14 protein-coding genes, 2 tRNA genes and 1 pseudogene are annotated in these 16068 nt (G+C 58.6%); 8 read left to right on the top strand and 9 right to left on the bottom strand.

The window, feature by feature from the left end; translation table 11 throughout:
* Position 1 precedes the first annotated feature (1 nt).
* The 8 genes and pseudogenes from OKC31_RS05325 to lolB form a co-directional block, all read right to left on the bottom strand.
* Positions 2 to 78, bottom strand: a tRNA-Met gene (locus OKC31_RS05325).
* A 234-nt stretch (positions 79 to 312) separates the two neighbouring features.
* Positions 313 to 1404, bottom strand: a complete 1092-nt coding sequence (gene ychF / locus OKC31_RS05330) for a redox-regulated ATPase YchF (RefSeq protein WP_005334961.1) — start codon at positions 1402 to 1404, stop codon at positions 313 to 315.
* Positions 1405 to 1520: 116 nt separating this feature from the next.
* The gene (gene pth / locus OKC31_RS05335; RefSeq protein ID WP_270656448.1) at positions 1521 to 2117 is read right to left on the bottom strand and encodes an aminoacyl-tRNA hydrolase; all 597 of its coding nucleotides are present in this window, start codon (positions 2115 to 2117) and stop codon (positions 1521 to 1523) included.
* A 218-nt stretch (positions 2118 to 2335) separates the two neighbouring features.
* On the bottom strand, positions 2336 to 4324 hold the full coding sequence (locus tag OKC31_RS05340) for a bifunctional metallophosphatase/5'-nucleotidase (protein ID WP_270656449.1): 1989 nt from the start codon (positions 4322 to 4324) through the stop codon (positions 2336 to 2338).
* Positions 4325 to 4440: 116 nt separating this feature from the next.
* The gene (locus OKC31_RS05345) at positions 4441 to 5388 is read right to left on the bottom strand and encodes a ribose-phosphate pyrophosphokinase (protein ID WP_005343846.1); all 948 of its coding nucleotides are present in this window, start codon (positions 5386 to 5388) and stop codon (positions 4441 to 4443) included.
* Between the two features lie 195 nt (positions 5389 to 5583).
* Positions 5584 to 5658, bottom strand: a tRNA-Gln gene (locus OKC31_RS05350).
* Positions 5638 to 6508: pseudogene (gene ispE, locus OKC31_RS05355) on the bottom strand (4-(cytidine 5'-diphospho)-2-C-methyl-D-erythritol kinase). The gene OKC31_RS05350 and the pseudogene ispE overlap by 21 nt, the downstream one beginning before the upstream one ends.
* Entirely contained in the window at positions 6508 to 7086 is a 579-nt protein-coding gene (gene lolB, locus OKC31_RS05360) for a lipoprotein insertase outer membrane protein LolB (protein ID WP_005353907.1), read from the bottom strand. The pseudogene ispE and the gene lolB overlap by 1 nt, the downstream one beginning before the upstream one ends.
* Positions 7087 to 7212: 126 nt before the next feature.
* Between lolB and hemA the strand changes: the two genes are divergently transcribed.
* The 7 genes from hemA (at position 7213) to OKC31_RS05395 (ending at position 14398) form a co-directional block, all read left to right on the top strand.
* Positions 7213 to 8472 (top strand): glutamyl-tRNA reductase, encoded by a 1260-nt coding sequence (gene hemA, locus OKC31_RS05365; protein ID WP_139476479.1) that lies wholly within the window; start codon positions 7213 to 7215, stop codon positions 8470 to 8472.
* Positions 8473 to 8523: 51 nt separating this feature from the next.
* Positions 8524 to 9612: a peptide chain release factor 1 gene (gene prfA / locus OKC31_RS05370; RefSeq protein WP_005334945.1), complete on the top strand. Its 1089-nt coding sequence runs from the start codon at positions 8524 to 8526 to the stop codon at positions 9610 to 9612.
* A 61-nt stretch (positions 9613 to 9673) separates the two neighbouring features.
* On the top strand, positions 9674 to 10525 hold the full coding sequence (gene prmC, locus OKC31_RS05375; protein WP_270656450.1) for a peptide chain release factor N(5)-glutamine methyltransferase: 852 nt from the start codon (positions 9674 to 9676) through the stop codon (positions 10523 to 10525).
* A 56-nt stretch (positions 10526 to 10581) separates the two neighbouring features.
* Positions 10582 to 10965: a SirB2 family protein gene (locus OKC31_RS05380; RefSeq protein WP_005334939.1), complete on the top strand. Its 384-nt coding sequence runs from the start codon at positions 10582 to 10584 to the stop codon at positions 10963 to 10965.
* 12 nt (positions 10966 to 10977) lie between these two features.
* Positions 10978 to 11778, top strand: a complete 801-nt coding sequence (locus OKC31_RS05385; RefSeq protein WP_005362204.1) for a SirB1 family protein — start codon at positions 10978 to 10980, stop codon at positions 11776 to 11778.
* A gap of 183 nt (positions 11779 to 11961) precedes the next feature.
* A complete protein-coding gene (kdsA, locus tag OKC31_RS05390; RefSeq protein ID WP_005334937.1) occupies positions 11962 to 12816 on the top strand; it encodes a 3-deoxy-8-phosphooctulonate synthase in 855 nt (284 codons plus the stop codon).
* Positions 12817 to 13117: 301 nt separating this feature from the next.
* Positions 13118 to 14398, top strand: coding sequence for a dicarboxylate/amino acid:cation symporter (locus OKC31_RS05395; protein WP_058059198.1), 1281 nt, complete (start codon positions 13118 to 13120; stop codon positions 14396 to 14398).
* 117 nt (positions 14399 to 14515) lie between these two features.
* Here the strand turns inward: OKC31_RS05395 and grcA are convergent, their stop codons facing one another.
* Positions 14516 to 14896 (bottom strand): autonomous glycyl radical cofactor GrcA, encoded by a 381-nt coding sequence (gene grcA, locus OKC31_RS05400; RefSeq protein WP_005334936.1) that lies wholly within the window; start codon positions 14894 to 14896, stop codon positions 14516 to 14518.
* A 367-nt stretch (positions 14897 to 15263) separates the two neighbouring features.
* On the opposite strand from grcA, the gene OKC31_RS05405 reads away from it, so the two are divergent.
* Positions 15264 to 16004 carry a substrate-binding periplasmic protein gene (locus OKC31_RS05405; protein ID WP_270656451.1) on the top strand — a complete coding sequence of 247 codons (741 nt, stop codon included), beginning with the start codon at positions 15264 to 15266 and terminating at the stop codon, positions 16002 to 16004.
* Positions 16005 to 16068 lie beyond the last annotated feature (64 nt).

Consider the following 16068-nt stretch of genomic DNA (forward strand, 5'->3'; position numbering starts at 1 on the left):
ATGGTGGCTATGACGGGATTCGAACCTGTGACCCCCGCATTATGAGTGCGATGCTCTAACCAACTGAGCTACATAGCCAACCTTGCTTCCGGTGAGTCGTTACCTCGTCACCGTGCGGGCCGAATTATGCGTATCTGGCTCTGGGGCGTCAACCCTTTTTTTGCCAGAAAAACGCAATTTGAGTGCGTTTGACCAGTTATTGGTCTCTGTTGCGCAAAAGCCCAACAATCTGCTTTTTTTTAAGACATTGCCATTATTGCCCGGGCAATGGCAGACAAAAAACAGGCCAGCAAATGCTGGCCTGTCATGGGATTAGACGTTGAACAGGAAATTCATGATATCGCCATCTTTGACGATGTAATCTTTCCCTTCAGCGCGCATCTTGCCCGCTTCCTTGGCGCCTTGCTCACCCTTGTAGTTGATAAAGTCTTCAAAGGCGATGGTTTGGGCGCGAATAAAGCCTTTTTCAAAGTCAGTGTGGATCTTGCCTGCCGCTTGCGGGGCAGTGGCGCCGACCGGAATAGTCCAGGCGCGTACCTCTTTCACACCGGCGGTGAAGTAGGTCTGCAGGTTGAGCAGCTGGTAACCGGAGCGGATAACGCGGTTCAGGCCCGGCTCTTCGATGCCAAGGTCAGCCATGAACTCGGCGCGATCTTCGTCGTCCAGTTCGGCGATGTCGGCTTCGATAGCGCAGCAGACCACGACCACGACCGCGTTCTCGGCGGCGGCGATTTCACGCACCTTGTCCAGATAGGGGTTATTCTCGAAGCCATCTTCCGCCACGTTGGCGATATACATGGTGGGTTTCAGGGTCAGGAAGTTGAGGTGGCTGACGGCGGCCAGCTCTTCTTTATCCAGCTTCATGCCGCGGATCATCTGGCCATTTTCCAGCGCGACCTTGATCTTCTCCAGGGTTTCGACTTCCAGCTTGGCATCCTTGTCGCCGCCTTTGGCGCGCTTGGACTGACGGTGAATGGCGCGCTCGCAGGCGTCCAGATCCGACAGGGCCAGCTCGGTGTTGATCACTTCGATATCGTCAGCGGGAGAGACCTTGCCGGCAACATGAATGATGTTCTCGTCGTCGAAGCAGCGCACAACGTGGCCGATCGCTTCGGTTTCACGGATGTTGGCCAGGAACTGGTTACCCAGACCTTCACCCTTGGAGGCACCGGCAACCAGACCGGCGATGTCGACGAATTCCATGGTGGTCGGCACAACGCGCTGCGGATTGATGATGGCCGCCAGCTGATCGAGGCGCGGGTCCGGCATCGGCACCACACCTGTGTTCGGCTCGATGGTGCAGAACGGGAAGTTGGCGGCTTCGATACCGGCCTTGGTCAGCGCGTTGAACAGGGTGGATTTGCCTACATTGGGCAGGCCCACGATACCGCATTTAAAACCCATGGATTGTTACCTTACTTGATGGATGCTGTTGGGGGTCGCCCGCAGGCGGCCCATGTCATGCTTGTTCTGGTCGTTGCTCATGTACCGGCACAATGCCCGTACAGGGTCAAACCGACCTAACCCTTTTCCGCCTTGAAGCTGTGCAAGCGATTCATGGCCTTGGTCATATCTTGTTTGAACAGGATGTCGGTGGCGCGAAGGGACTCGTCCAGCGCGGCGTCGATCAGGTTCTGTTCACTGCAGGGGGCCTTGGTCAGGACGAAGCCAGCCACCTGCTCTTTGCTGCCGGGATGGCCGATCCCGAGACGCAGCCGGAAGAAGTTATTGTTGTTGCCCATCTTGGCGATGATGTCCTTGAGGCCGTTATGGCCACCGTGACCACCACCCTGCTTGAACTTGGCGATGCCAGGCGGCAGATCCAGTTCGTCATGGGCCACCAGAATCGCTTCCGGCTCAATCTGATAAAAACGCGCCAGTGCGGCCACCGCCTTGCCAGAGAGGTTCATATAGGTGTTCGGGATGAGCAGCCGCACATCCTGCCCCTCGACCAGGATGCGGGCAGTATGGCCGAAGAACTTGGGTTCTTCACGCAGGCTGACATTGTGCCAGCGGGCCAGTTGCTCCACATACCAGGCGCCCGCATTGTGGCGGGTCTTGGCATATTCCGGGCCGGGGTTGCCCAGTCCGACGATCAGTTTGATTTCGCTTGTCACGCTTGATGTCTTCACTCGCAGCTGCCGTGGGCACACTACCCAGGGCAATAGGACGCAATATTCTAGCCGCCGAGTGGCGATCACTCAACCAATGCGCATGTTATGGCGGGATTTGCAGCATTATTGCGGCCAATGGGTGGCTAACGGTGGGCAAACGGGCCTCTTGCATGAGGCCCGTTTCAGCTTGCCGATGGGTTGTGCCCGGTTGACTACCGTCGTTATTTGGCACGCAGCAGGGTGACGGTCTCTTCATCCAGAGCGGTCAGGGTGGGACGGGCATCGCGCACATACTCCACGAAAGAGGCTGCATCAGTGCCGCAATCCACGCCGCTGGCCTTGCAATCGAGGGCCTGGCCCGGGGCATAGACGGCGCTCAGCAGTTCACCGTTTTGTGCCACCTTCAACACCGGGAAGGCGGTCAACTTGCCATTGACGCTGGCGATGTCGACCCGCTCGCTCTGGTGGCGCTGGGCATTGGCCAGTGCCTGCCAGCCATCGTTGCCGTTGGCGCTGTAGGCGTTCATCAACACCCGATAGCGCTGACTATCCACCAGATCCTGCCATTCGCCGCTTGCGGTCTTGCGCTGCAATTGGGTCAGGGTGCCCGCCTTGCCTGCGTCGGTCTCCTGGAAGGTGTAACGCAGGTGGCCGCCATAGGGGAACTTGCCGGCATGGGCGCTGGCGGGCAGGGTGGCGGTGATGGTCTCGGTCAAGAGGGTGCGCACCTCAGCGCCAGTCAGGGTCAGCACCGAGAGCTGGTTCTTGAACGGCAGCAGGGTGAGGGCACTATCCCCCTCACGCCATTCGCCAGCAGGCAGGTCGGCGCGCACGCCGCCCACCGCAACCAGAGAAAAATCGACCGGGCCGCCGGTCAGGGCTTGCACTGCTGGGGTATTGGCCCAGTAGAACTCCCCTTCGGCAACCAGCGGCGCTACATCTGAGCCGTGGCTGTCGCTGCCGTTGTCACCGGGACGACGGGCATTTTGCAGCTGCTCGGGGATGGTGCCGATCACTGGGCCATAAGCTTTCTCCAGCGCCGGTTTGTAGTGGCTGTCGATGATGCCGCGCAGGCGCGGATCTTCATCCACGGTCACCAGATTGGGCTGGTTGTCGACAAACTGGCTTGCCTCTTTGCTGCGGGTCTCGTCGAGTGCTTGCTTGCGCGCCGCATCGGCGAAGAAATCGCGGCTGGCCAGCAGGCTGTTGTGGCCCTGGCAGTCGGTCACCTGACCCTGGCTGTCAAAGGTCACCTGTGCCAGACCGATGGCTTGGGCGTAGGAGCCTGCCTGCACCACGCAGGTTTTGCCGATGCCATCCGGATTGGTCACCAGCTTGGCGTAGTCGCCGGTCTTGCCCCAGCCGATATTGCGAAAATCGCCGAGCAGGCTGTGGGAGTGGCCGCCGACGATGGCATCGAGGCCGTTTACCTTGGCGGCCAGCGCCAGATCCCGCTCGTTGCCGATGTGGGTCAGCGCCACGATCTGGTGGATCCCCTTGGCTTGCAGCATGTCGACCGTGGCCTGAGCCGAGGCGACCTCCTTGCCAAAGCGCAGCTTGCCGACATTGGGGGCGATATTGCCCATGTCTTCCAGCACCAGACCGATGACAGCGACCAGCTGTTTGCCTTGCGGCAGGTTGTCGAGATCGGTGACCGGGCTCTTCTGGTTGCCGTCAAAGGCGTAGACCACGAAGGGCTTGAGGTTGTCAGCCTTGCTGAGGGCCGGATCGGCCTTGGTGTCGAGGTTGGCGGCCAGCACCGGGAAGTTGACCCCCTCGATGAAGCGGGCTAGCTTCTGGTTATCCAGATCGAACTCGTGGTTGCCCAGCGCCATGGCATCGAGGCCGAACTGGCTCAGCAACTCGGCGTTGGCCATCCCCTCGTTGAGTTTGAAGTAGCCACTGCCCTGCCAGGCATCGCCGCCGTGCAGCAGCAGCAAGGGTTGGTTCTTGGCCAGCGCATCGGCCTGATAGGCTTTCGCCATGGTCAGCAGGCGCGGATAACCGCCAAAGCGGGTATAGAGGGTGTCCGTCTCCCCCTGCTGGGCAAAGATCTGCCCTTTGATCTCGGCATTGACCGGATCAAACTGGGAGTGGGTGTCGTTCATGTGAGCCAGGGTCAGCACGAAGGGCGGGTTCTCTTTGGCGGGCTGACAGGCGAACAGGGCGGAGGTAAGGGTCGCGAGCAGGAGGGGACGCAAGCAATTCATGGGTAAATCCTTAAGCCTGCCGGGGGCAGGGTCGTACCAGATAGCAGAAAGTTGGAAAGAGAAGGTCCAGAAAGACGAAAACCGCCTGATGGCGGTTTTCGTTATTGCTGAATCTATCAATGCTCAAACATGGCAGAGATGGACTCTTCGTTGCTGATGCGACGAATGGCTTCGGCCAGTACAGTTGACAGAGTCAGCTGCTTGACCTTGCCAACCGCTTTCATCTCCGCAGTGAGCGGGATGGAGTCGGTGATGATCAGTTCATCGATCACGGAGTTCTTGATGTTCTCGACGGCGGAACCGGAGAAGACCGGGTGGGTAGCGTAAGCGAATACACGCTTGGCACCGCGCTCTTTCAGGGCCTCTGCGGCTTTGCACAGGGTGCCGCCGGTGTCGATCATGTCATCAACGATGATGCAGTCGCGGCCGGCAACGTCACCAATCAGATGCATGACCTGGGAGACGTTCGGGCGGGGACGGCGCTTGTCGATGATGGCGATGTCGGTGTCATCCAGCAGCTTGGCGATGGCGCGGGCACGCACGACGCCACCGATGTCCGGGGAGACAACGACAGGAGACTCGAGGTTCTTGGACTTCATGTCTTCCAGCAGCACCGGGCTACCGAACACGTTGTCTACCGGAACGTCGAAGAAACCTTGAATTTGCTCGGCATGCAGGTCAACGGTCAGCACGCGATCCACACCGACGCTGGAGAGGAAGTCAGCGACAACCTTGGCGGTGATGGGTACACGGGCGGAGCGGACGCGGCGGTCCTGACGGGCATAACCAAAGTAGGGGATAACGGCAGTGATACGGCCAGCTGAAGCACGACGCAGAGCATCCACCATGACGATCAATTCCATCAAATTGTCGTTGGTCGGGGCACAGGTGGATTGAATGATGAAGATATCGCCACCACGTACATTCTCATTGATCTGTACGCTGATCTCGCCGTCGCTAAAGCGACCTACGGCAGCATTGCCGAGTTTGATAAACAGGCGATCTGCGATCTTCTGGGCTAGTTCCGGCGTTGCGTTACCAGCAAACAGCTTCATGTCAGGCACGGTTTGAAACCTCGGGGTTGCATCCAGTATGTGGGGGAGTCTGAAATCAGACCCTATCGTTTTGGGGCAAACGATTTATCAAGATAACGTACAAGGTGTCTGCTGCCCAATGATTGTGATGATACCGGTAACCCGAATCCGTGGCCGAGTGCAAAACCGGCCACGTTAATCATCATCAATACCGTTCGGTAAAATTGGCTGGGGTACTAGGATTCGAACCTAGGAATGGCGAGATCAAAACCCGCTGCCTTACCGCTTGGCGATACCCCAATCATTTGAACTGTTGCAATGTGGAGAAGAGAGGTGATATGTTCTCGCCCTTGGCGACAAACCCATCAAGTCCCTTCGGCACGCAGGCCAACACTTCCCGAGCAGTCACTTCGTCTTCAAATTGAGCAAAGACGCAGGCTCCTGTGCCCGTCATTCTTGACGGCGCGTATTCTAGCAACCAGCCGAGCGCATTGGCAACCTCGGGGTGGCGCTTTTTCACCAGTGATTCGCAATCGTTTTTCCACTCGCCTTCCAGCAAGTTGTCCAGCGCCATTTTTGGCGTGGCTCTCGGCAGGTCCGGATCCTGGAATACGGCTGCGGTCGCTACATGGCAATCTGGCTTGAGCACCAGATACCAGGCATCGGGCAGTTCGACCGGTTGCAGCCGCTCGCCCACCCCTTCGGCAAAGGCCGCCTTGCCACGGACAAACACCGGCACATCGGCCCCCAGCTGGACGCCAAGCGCTGCCAGTTCATCTTCACTCAAACCCGCTTGCCAGAGGTGGTTAAGCGCTACCAGCGTGGTCGCTGCATCGGACGAACCGCCGCCAATACCGCCCCCCATGGGAAGCACTTTTTCCAGCCGGATATGGGCACCTTGCGGGCTCGGCAGGGTTGCTTGCAGCAGGCGTGCCGCCCGAATAATCAGATTCTGCTCATCCGGCACCCCGGGAATGGCCGGGCTCAGGGTGAGTGTGTCGCTATTCGGTATCACCTCAAACTCGAGCCAGTCGCTGTGGTTGAGGAAGATAAACAGGGTCTGCAGCTCGTGATAACCATCGGGACGACGGCCATTGACGTGTAGAAACAGGTTGAGTTTGGCCGGTGCCGGCCAGCGTGTGGAAGCCATTAACGTGCAAGAGTCCATTGGTTGATCTGAAGCTTGAGGCGGCTGTTCTGGCCTGTCATGGTCAGCTGGTGCGGCAGGCGGTAGCCATCCTGATCCCGATAATCGCCATAGACGATCTGCCACTGGCCGTCACGCACGCTGGCCAGACTGCTGTCGGGGTTGAGTTCAAACTCCGCCTGACCCGGCAGCCCCTTGATCCACTCTGGCAATCCCGCAACCGGAATATTCCAGCCGGTCAGTTGATAGATGAGCGCTTCGGCATCCTGGCTCTGGTGGCGATTGCCGTCGCTGTCGAGCAGGGTGATCTCTCCCTTGCTGCGGGAGAGCTCCAGAATGCTGGTGCCGATCAGGCTGGTGAGGTTGAGGCGATAATCCTCCCCATCCTGTTGCCAGTTGAGACGGGCGCTGCCCTTTTGCTGTGGCGTGATGATGGCCATCTTGCCGGATAGCTGCCAGTGGGTCAGCTGCTCGAGACGGGTCCGCTCCTGGTTCCAGTTCACCTGGTCACGCTGGGGCTGGGTGGTGGCACAACCGGCCAGCAACAGCAGGCAGGTGAGGGTAAAAATACGTAGCAGCAAGAGACGGCTCCAGAGAGAGGAATTTGCCACAGTATACGGGGCGGCCGTATTGCTTTTAAAGACTTACCCTTTCTCGTACAATTGGCAGCCTTTGCACCCAGCGTATGAAATGATCGTCGCCCACTCATGAGTTTGCTTGCCCTCGGAATCAACCACAACACCGCCAGTGTCGCCTTGCGGGAACGGGTCGCCTTTGGCCCGGACTGCATCGATCGCGCCTTGCGTGAGCTGGTGAGCCAACCCGGTGTCAGCGAGGCGGTGATCGTCTCCACCTGCAACCGGACCGAACTCTATTGCAATCTGGAGGAGGCGCGGCAGGAGCAAGTGCTGCGCTGGCTGCAGCAGTTCCACGGGCTGGACGCGGCCGAACTGGTCACTGCCATCTATCAGCATCACGATGAAGAGGCGGTGCGCCACCTGATGCGAGTGGCGTGCGGGCTCGACTCGCTGGTGTTGGGGGAGCCGCAGATCCTGGGGCAGATCAAGCAATCCTACGCCCATGCCCAGCAGGCGGAGTCGGTGAAGGGGGCGCTGGAGCGGCTGTTCCAGAAATCCTTCTCGGTGGCGAAAAGAGTGCGTACCGATACCGAGATTGGCGCCAGTGCCGTGTCGGTGGCCTTTGCCGCCGTCAGTCTGGGTCGGCGGATCTTCTCCGATCTCTCCCAGACCAAGGTACTGCTGGTCGGTGCTGGCGAAACCATTGAACTGGTGGCCCGTCATCTGCGCGAGCAGAACGTCACCAAGATGATGGTGGCTAACCGCACCCTGCAGCGTGCCCAGACCCTGGCGGCCGAATTCGGTGCCCAGGTGATGACGCTCGAAGAGATCCCCGACTATCTGCACGAGGCGGATATTGTCATCAGCTCGACCGCCAGTCCACTGCCCATCATCGGCAAGGGGATGGTGGAGCGCGCGCTGAAGGCCCGCCGCTTCAAGCCCATGTTTCTGGTGGATATTGCCGTGCCGCGCGACATCGAAGCCGAAGTCGATGAGCTCTCCGATGCCTATCTCTACACGGTGGATGATTTGCAGGGGATCATCGAGCAGAACCTCGAAACCCGTAAACGGGCTGCCGCACAGGCGGAAGTGATCGTGCAGGAAGAGCGCGACGAGTTTATGGGCTGGTATCGCGGCCAGAGCTCGGTCGACCTCATTCGCGATTACCGCCATCAGTCCCAGCAAGTGGCTGATGAAGAGTTGCAACGGGCCCTGCTGGCATTGGCGCAGGGCGAGAGTGCCGAACAGGCGCTCAAGGCGATGGCCCATCGCCTCACCAACAAATTGATCCACGCGCCGACCCAGGCGTTGCGCCAGGCTGCCTCCCAGGGGGATCAGAGCGAGCTCTCCCGCTTGCGGCAGGCGCTGGGGTTGTCACAAGAGCCATAATTTTCGGGCAACCTGCCGGTTGTCCCGTCCTCCATTGAGAATGCAAGAGTTATGAATCCGTCACTGATCAGAAAGCTGGAAGGCCTCATCGAGCGCCACGAAGAAGTACAGGCCATGCTCGGCGAGCCGGATGTGGTCTCGGATCAGGATCGCTACCGCGCCCTGACCCGCGAATATGCCCAGCTGGAAGATATCGTTCACGCCTTCCAGCGTTACCGTCAGGCGCAGGATGATCTGGATACCACCCAGATGATGCTGGAGGAGGATGATGCCGACCTGCGCGAGATGGCGCAGGAGGAGCTGCCGCTCGCCAAGGCCAATCTGGAGGCGCTGGAGCAGGAGCTGCAACTGATGTTGCTGCCCAAGGATCCCAAGGATGACAACAACTGCTATCTGGAGATCCGCGCCGGTGCCGGTGGCGACGAAGCGGCCATCTTTGCCGGTGACCTGTTCCGCATGTATTCACGGTTTGCCGAGCGTCAGGGCTGGCGCGTCTCCATCGTCAGCTGCAATGACGGTGAATACGGTGGCTACAAGGAGGTGATCGCCAAGATCGACGGCGAGCGCGTCTATGGCCGTCTCAAGTTTGAATCCGGTGGTCACCGGGTACAGCGGGTGCCGGAGACCGAATCCCAAGGCCGTGTGCACACCTCCGCCTGTACCGTCGCCGTGCTGCCGGAAGTGCCGGAAGCCGAGCAGATCGAGATCAACCCTTCCGACTTGAAGATCGATACCTTCCGCGCCTCCGGTGCCGGTGGTCAGCACGTCAACAAGACCGACTCGGCCATCCGCATCACCCACCTGCCGACCGGTCTGGTGGTGGAGTGTCAGGATGAGCGCTCTCAGCACAAGAACCGCGCCAAGGCGATGTCGGTGCTCTCCGCCCGTCTGCAAGCGGCCGAGGATGAGCGCCACCGCGCCGCCGAGCAGAGCACCCGCCGCAATCTGGTGGGCTCCGGCGATCGCTCCGAGCGCATTCGCACCTACAACTACCCGCAGGGTCGCCTCTCCGAGCACCGCATCAACCTGACCCTCTATCGCCTCTCCGAAATTTTGGAAGGGGATCTGGACTGCGTCATCACACCGCTGGTGCAGGAGTATCAGGCCGATCAGCTCGCCTCGCTGGCCGAGAACAACTGATGCAAATGGTGATCCGGCAAGCTCGCATTAAGTGTTCTGCCCATAAGGTGGAGTGGCACTGATGCAGATCCAGCAGGCCCGCGCCCATATCATGACCGTGCTGGCTGGGGGAGAATCCCCCCGCGCCGACGCCGATGTACTGCTCTGCCATCTGCTCGGGTGTCGTCGCAGCTATCTGATGACCTGGCCCGAGCGTGAGCTGGATGCCGCCCAGCAGGCCACTCTGCAGGGGTGGCTGGCTCGTCGTCTCAACGGCGAACCCATCGCCCATCTCGTTGGCGAGCGGGAGTTTTGGTCGCTGCCGCTGAAAGTGAGCCCGGCGACCCTGATCCCGCGCCCCGATACCGAGGTGCTGGTCGAGCAGGCGCTGACCAGAATCCCGCAAGGTCCTTGCGTCGTGCTGGATCTCGGCACCGGCACCGGCGCCATCGCGCTGGCGCTCAAGTCCGAGCGGCCCGAAATCGATGTGTGGGCGGTGGATCGGATGGCGGATGCTGCGGCGCTGGCTCGCGAGAACAGCGCCGCGCTGGGGTTACCCATCGAGGTGCGCGATGGCAGCTGGTTCGAGCCCCTTGGCGAGCCGGATCGCGACGAAACGCCACGTTTTGCGGTGATTGTCTCCAATCCCCCCTATATTGATGGCGCCGATCCCCATCTCGAGCAGGGTGACGTGCGCTTTGAGCCCCGCTCGGCGCTGGTTGCCGATGACGCCGGGCTGGCTGATATCCGCCACATCGTGGCCCATGCCCCCGCTTATCTGTTGGCCGATGGCTGGTTGCTGCTGGAGCATGGCTGGGATCAGGGGGAGGCGGTGCGTCAGTTGCTGCGCGATGGCGGTTACCGCGAGGTAGCCACGGTGCGCGATTACGGGGATAACGACAGGGTGACGCTGGGCCTCTGCCCGCTGCGCTGACAGCCCCTTACTGTTACACGGCGGGTTGCCTGTGCGCCCCCATGCAAGGATTGAATATGGTTTTTGTGCTCAAACACCTGCACCTCACCCTGATAGCCGGGGCCGTGCTGATGTTTATGCTCCGCTTCTACTGGGTACAGACCGCCACTGGCCGAGCCTATAGCGCGCCGGTGATGAAGGTCAGCGGTTGGCTCAACGGTCTGGTGGTGCTCTCCGGCGTATTGCTCTGTATGGTGCTGGATCTCAACCCGCTCAATAACGGAACGCCCTGGCTCAGCGAGAAGCTGATGGCCATTCTGGTGCTGGTATTTCTGGCGGCGATGGCGCTGCGGTTGGCCAAAAGCAATCTGGTGCGCTGGTGCTCCTTTCTGGGGGCGCTCGGCTGGATCTACTTTATTGCCAAGTTGGCAGTGCTCAAACAGACGAGTGTGTTCGGCTAAGGCATGAAGAGAATGTTACACATAGACGAATGGACCGATTTCGAAGCCCACGACATCACCGAGCTGGCGTTGTCAGTCAGTGACGAAATTTATGGCTCGGTCGAGGAGGGGATCCGCGAGTTGAACCTGCTGGACGAGTGGCTGGATGAGCAGATCGAAGAGGGCACCTGCGACGAGGTGCGCCAGCAGTTGCTGCAGGGCTTCTACCACAGCCTCGGTTTTCATGGCGACTGGCAGGACTATTTCTCTGCCAACAACTGTGACCTCAATCAGGTGCTGGTGCAGCGCAAGGGGATCCCGGTCAGCCTCGGCATTCTCATCATCCAGCTGGGGCGCAAGCTTGGGCTCGATGTGGAGGGGATCTGCTTCCCCGGCCACTTCCTGGTGAGCTTTGCCGGTGGCGAGGGGGAGGTCTATGTCGACCCCTTTACCGGCGACGAGCTGAGTCTGGCCCGCATCGAGCTGCTGCTGCGCGGTGCGTTGGGGGACTTGGCGACCCTGACCCCCGACTACCTGCAGCCCTCCGGCCAGTGGGAGATCATCGAACGGCTGCTCAATGTCAGCAAGGGGGCCTTGCTGCGGGAAGACCGCATGCCCGAGGCACTGCGTTGCAGCGAGTTGTTGCTGCGGATGAAGCCCGGCGATCCGCTGGAGACGCGGGATCGCGGCTTTATCTACGAGCAGCTCGATTGCCCGCGCCAGGCCGCCGACGATTTTGAATATTTTATTGAACAATGCCCGGACGATCCGGTCGCCGATGTGCTGAAAGTACAGCTGGCCGCGCTGGATCTGAGCCCCAAGCCCCTCCATTAAGGGCGGCTTGAAACTTAAACAGAAGAATATCAAGGCCGCTGCGTCCGGTCGCAACGGAGTAACTTGGCTTCAGGCCCTTTTATTAAGGATGTCTTGGAGTTGAAACAGAAGAATATCAAGGCCGCAGCGCTCGGCTGCAACGGAGTAACTTGGCTTCAGGCCCCTTCATTAAGGAAGTCTTAGATGGAACAGAAGAATATCAAGATCAACCAGATCGACGTAGCCAACGACAAACCGTTCGTGCTGTTTGGCGGCATGAACGTGCTGGAATCCCGCGACATGGCGATGGCGGTGTGCGAGAAGTACGTGGAAGTGACCAGCAAGCTGGGCATCCCGTTTGTCTTCAAGGCGAGCTGGGACAAGGCCAACCGCTCTTCCATCCACTCCTACCGCGGTCCGGGTCTGGAAGAGGGGATGAAGATTTTCCAGGAGCTGAAAGCGACCTTCGGCATGCCGGTCATCTCCGATCTGCACGAACCCCATCAGGCCAAGCCGGTCGCCGAGGTGGTGGACGTTATCCAGCTGCCCGCCTTCCTGGCGCGCCAGACCGATCTGGTGGAAGCCATGGCCCGCACCGGCAACGTTATCAACATCAAGAAGCCGCAGTTCCTCAGCCCAAGCCAGATGAAGAACATCACCGACAAGTTCGAGGAGTGCGGCAACGATCAGCTGATCCTCTGCGAGCGCGGTGCCAATTTCGGCTACGACAACCTGGTGGTGGACATGCTGGGCCTGGGCGTGATGAAGAAGAGCACCGGTGGCTATCCGGTGATCTTTGACGTGACCCACTCCCTGCAGTGCCGTGATCCGCTGGGTGCCGCCTCCGGTGGTCGTCGCGAACAGGTGACCGAACTGGCGCGCGCCGGCATGGCGGTCGGTCTGGCCGGTCTCTTTATCGAATCCCACCCGGATCCGAAAATTGCCCGCTGCGATGGCCCGAGTGCCTTGCCGCTGGAGAAGCTGGAAGGCTTCCTCAAACAGATGAAGGCCATTGATGACCTGATCAAGGGCTTCGAACCTCTCGATACCTCGGCCTGATCCCGACGCTGTCATGCCTGATGAAAATGCCCCGCAATGCGGGGTATTTTTATATCTGCCATATTTAGTTGAAGACTCAAATTAATCTGTGAGCAAATAATTGTTGGTTGCTGTGGTGTTAATGGTGTTAATTTTGTTGTGTGATTAATGTCTCTTAATTGTTTTTTATTACATGTAAAGTGGTCCCCGTAGTAATGCAGAAACAGCATGGATCGGGTGAGGTACGCAGATATCTCGTCCGGCTATCTGCATGTTTATTGCTGCCATAACAATGTGCAATTAAATTAACAGGACGTTAATAATGCGAAAGAAACTATTTAGCAGCCTCTATTTTCAGGTATTGCTCGCGATTACCCTCGGGGTATTTCTGGGGCATGTCTATCCGGAACTGGGCGCCGATATGAAGCCCCTCGGTGATGGCTTCGTCAAATTGATCAAGATGATCATCGCCCCCGTTATTTTCTGTACCGTGGTTACCGGCATTGCCGGGATGGAGAGTATGAAGGCGGTCGGCAAGACCGGCGCCATTGCTCTGCTCTACTTCGAGGTGGTCAGCACTATCGCCTTGATCATCGGGCTGTGTGTGGTCAACCTGCTGCAACCGGGTGCCGGTATGAACGTCGATCCGGCTGCGCTGGATGCCAGCGCCATCTCCGCCTATGCGGAGCAGGCCAAGTCCCAGGGCATTATCGCCTTTTTGCTGGATATTATTCCGGGCAGTGTGATCGGTGCCTTTGCCAGCGGTAATATCTTGCAGGTGTTACTGTTTGCGGTGCTGTTCGGTTTCTCCCTGCATCATATCGGTGAAAAGGGACAGATTATTTTCGGCGTCATCGACAGTTTCTCCAAAGTCATATTTGGCATTATCAATATGATAATGAGACTGGCGCCGGTCGGTGCATTCGGGGCAATGGCATTTACCATCGGCAAATATGGAGTAGGTTCACTGGTACAGCTGGGCCAGCTTATTGCCTGCTTCTATCTCACCTGCCTCTTCTTTATCTTCATTGTGCTGGGCAGCATCGCCAAAGCCTCAGGCTTCAGCATCCTGCGTTTCATCTCCTACATTCGCGAGGAGTTGCTGATCGTGCTGGGGACCTCCTCTTCCGAGTCGGTACTGCCGCGGATGCTGGACAAGATGGAGAAGCTGGGTTGCCAGAAATCGGTGGTGGGGCTGGTCATTCCGACCGGGTACTCCTTTAACCTGGATGGCACCTCCATCTATCTGACCATGGCGGCGATTTTTATCGCCCAGGCTACCAATACGCCGCTGGATCTGTTCCAACAGATCACCCTGCTGGTGGTACTGCTGATCTCCTCGAAAGGGGCGGCGGGGGTGACTGGTAGTGGCTTTATCGTGCTGGCAGCGACCATTTCGGCGGTGGGCCATCTGCCACTGGCTGGTTTGGCGCTGATCCTGGGGATCGACCGCTTTATGTCCGAAGCGCGGGCGTTGACCAACCTGATTGGTAACGGGGTTGCCACCGTGGTGGTCGCCAAATACTGCAAGCAGCTGGACGAGAAGAAAATGGATGCAGTGCTCGGCGGCAAGGTCGGGCAACTGGAAGCGGACAGGGCGTAAGCGCTGTTTCCCCCGCACGGCCGTGTTGGCTGGTGCGGGGGCAATAAAAAAACGGCCAATCGGCCGTTTTTTTTGTGCTGATACCGCAAGTATCAGCTCTTCACTGCAGGGCGTTGATTACAGGCTCTGGGTGAAAGTACGGGTAACCACGTCACGCTGCTGTTCCGGGGTCAGGGCGTTGAAACGCACTGCGTAGCCAGATACACGGATGGTCAGCTGCGGGTACTTCTCCGGGTTTTCGATAGCATCTTCCAGAGTTTCGCGACGCAGCACGTTGACGTTCAGGTGCTGGCCACCTTCAACAGCAGGCTCAGCCTGAACCGGCAGTTCGCGGTATTCGAACTGACCCAGGTCAGCCAGTTGCACTTCTTGATCGGCAGCGAAAGCATCGCCTTTGACGCAGATGCAGCGAGCTTGTTGCTTCTCTTCGTCCAGCAGCCAGAAAGAGTTCAGCAGAGCGGTGTTGGCGGCCTGGGTGATTTGAATGCCTTTGATCATGGTATGACTCCTCAATGGGAACGCGAATCCAACTGTAAGGAAATTACCCTGATGTATTTAAGCTACCGTCGATGGCGATGACTTAAAGGGCCCTTGCCTTACACCTTTTCTTTGATGGTGTCATATATACCACGGTGGTAATATTACCAAAATTGATCTAGATCAAGAAAATCCGACAAAGCGCCATTTCAATGGGATTAAATTCTTGAGTTGAATCAAAAATAGGTCATTTTTCTGATTTTGTAAGATATCCAAATTATGCATCTTTTATCTCGTTAATCTAGTAATTTAACTACATCTTTTCGGCTTTTTCTGAGGTTAATTGAGGGGTTGGCTACACTCAGCAAAAAAGCGAGGAGAGTGCCGGGTGAATAATGGGTGGCGAAAGTGGGCATGGCTGGTCCTGTTCTGTTGCTGGGCAAGCAGTGTTGCGGTGCGGGCCGAGACGGTGCGTATTGCTGTGGGCGAGTGGCCGCCCTATATCAGTGAGGCGCTGCCCAATCAGGGCTTTCTCTGTGAGGTGGTGCGCCAGGCCTTTGCCGAAGAGGGGCTCGATGTCAGCTTTCACTTCTATTCCTGGGCCGAGGCTTACCGACTGACTCTGGAAGGGCGCTATGTGGTCACCATGCCCTGGTTTCGCTCCCGCGAACGGGAGCAGCTTTTCTATCTCTCCGCCTCGCTCGGCCATTTCACCACCCGCTTGATGACGCTGACCGGTACGCCCGCGGTCAATCTGGGTGAGCTGAAACACGAGCCGGTCGGGGTGACCCGTGGCTACTTCTATGGCGATGGTTTTGCCGCCCGCCAAGCCGGGCTCACCCTCGAGTGGTCAGATTCCGATGAGGAGAGCATGGGCAAGCTGCTTGACGGACGGATCCACTATCTGGTGATGGATGAGCAGGTGGCACAGACTCTGTTCCAGCAGGCGCTCGTTCGTCATCCCCAATCGCTGTCACTGACCGGTGCCGCCGACCCCATCTGGTCGCAACCGGGATACTTGCTGATGCGCAAGGCCGATCCCGAGGCGCGCCGTCTGATGCTGCTGTTCAATACCGGCCTGCGCAAGCTGGAGCGCTCGGGGCGGCTCGCCAGGCTCTGGAAAGCGTGAGCCACGGTTGCGTCTTGCGGGCTGGCCCCCTATCCTGAGCCATTCGCCGTATCAAGTGAGGAGG

Origin of the sequence: Aeromonas sp. Y293-4, assembly GCF_027705905.1 — a bacterium.
Classification (GTDB): Bacteria; Pseudomonadota; Gammaproteobacteria; order Enterobacterales; family Aeromonadaceae; genus Aeromonas; species Aeromonas veronii.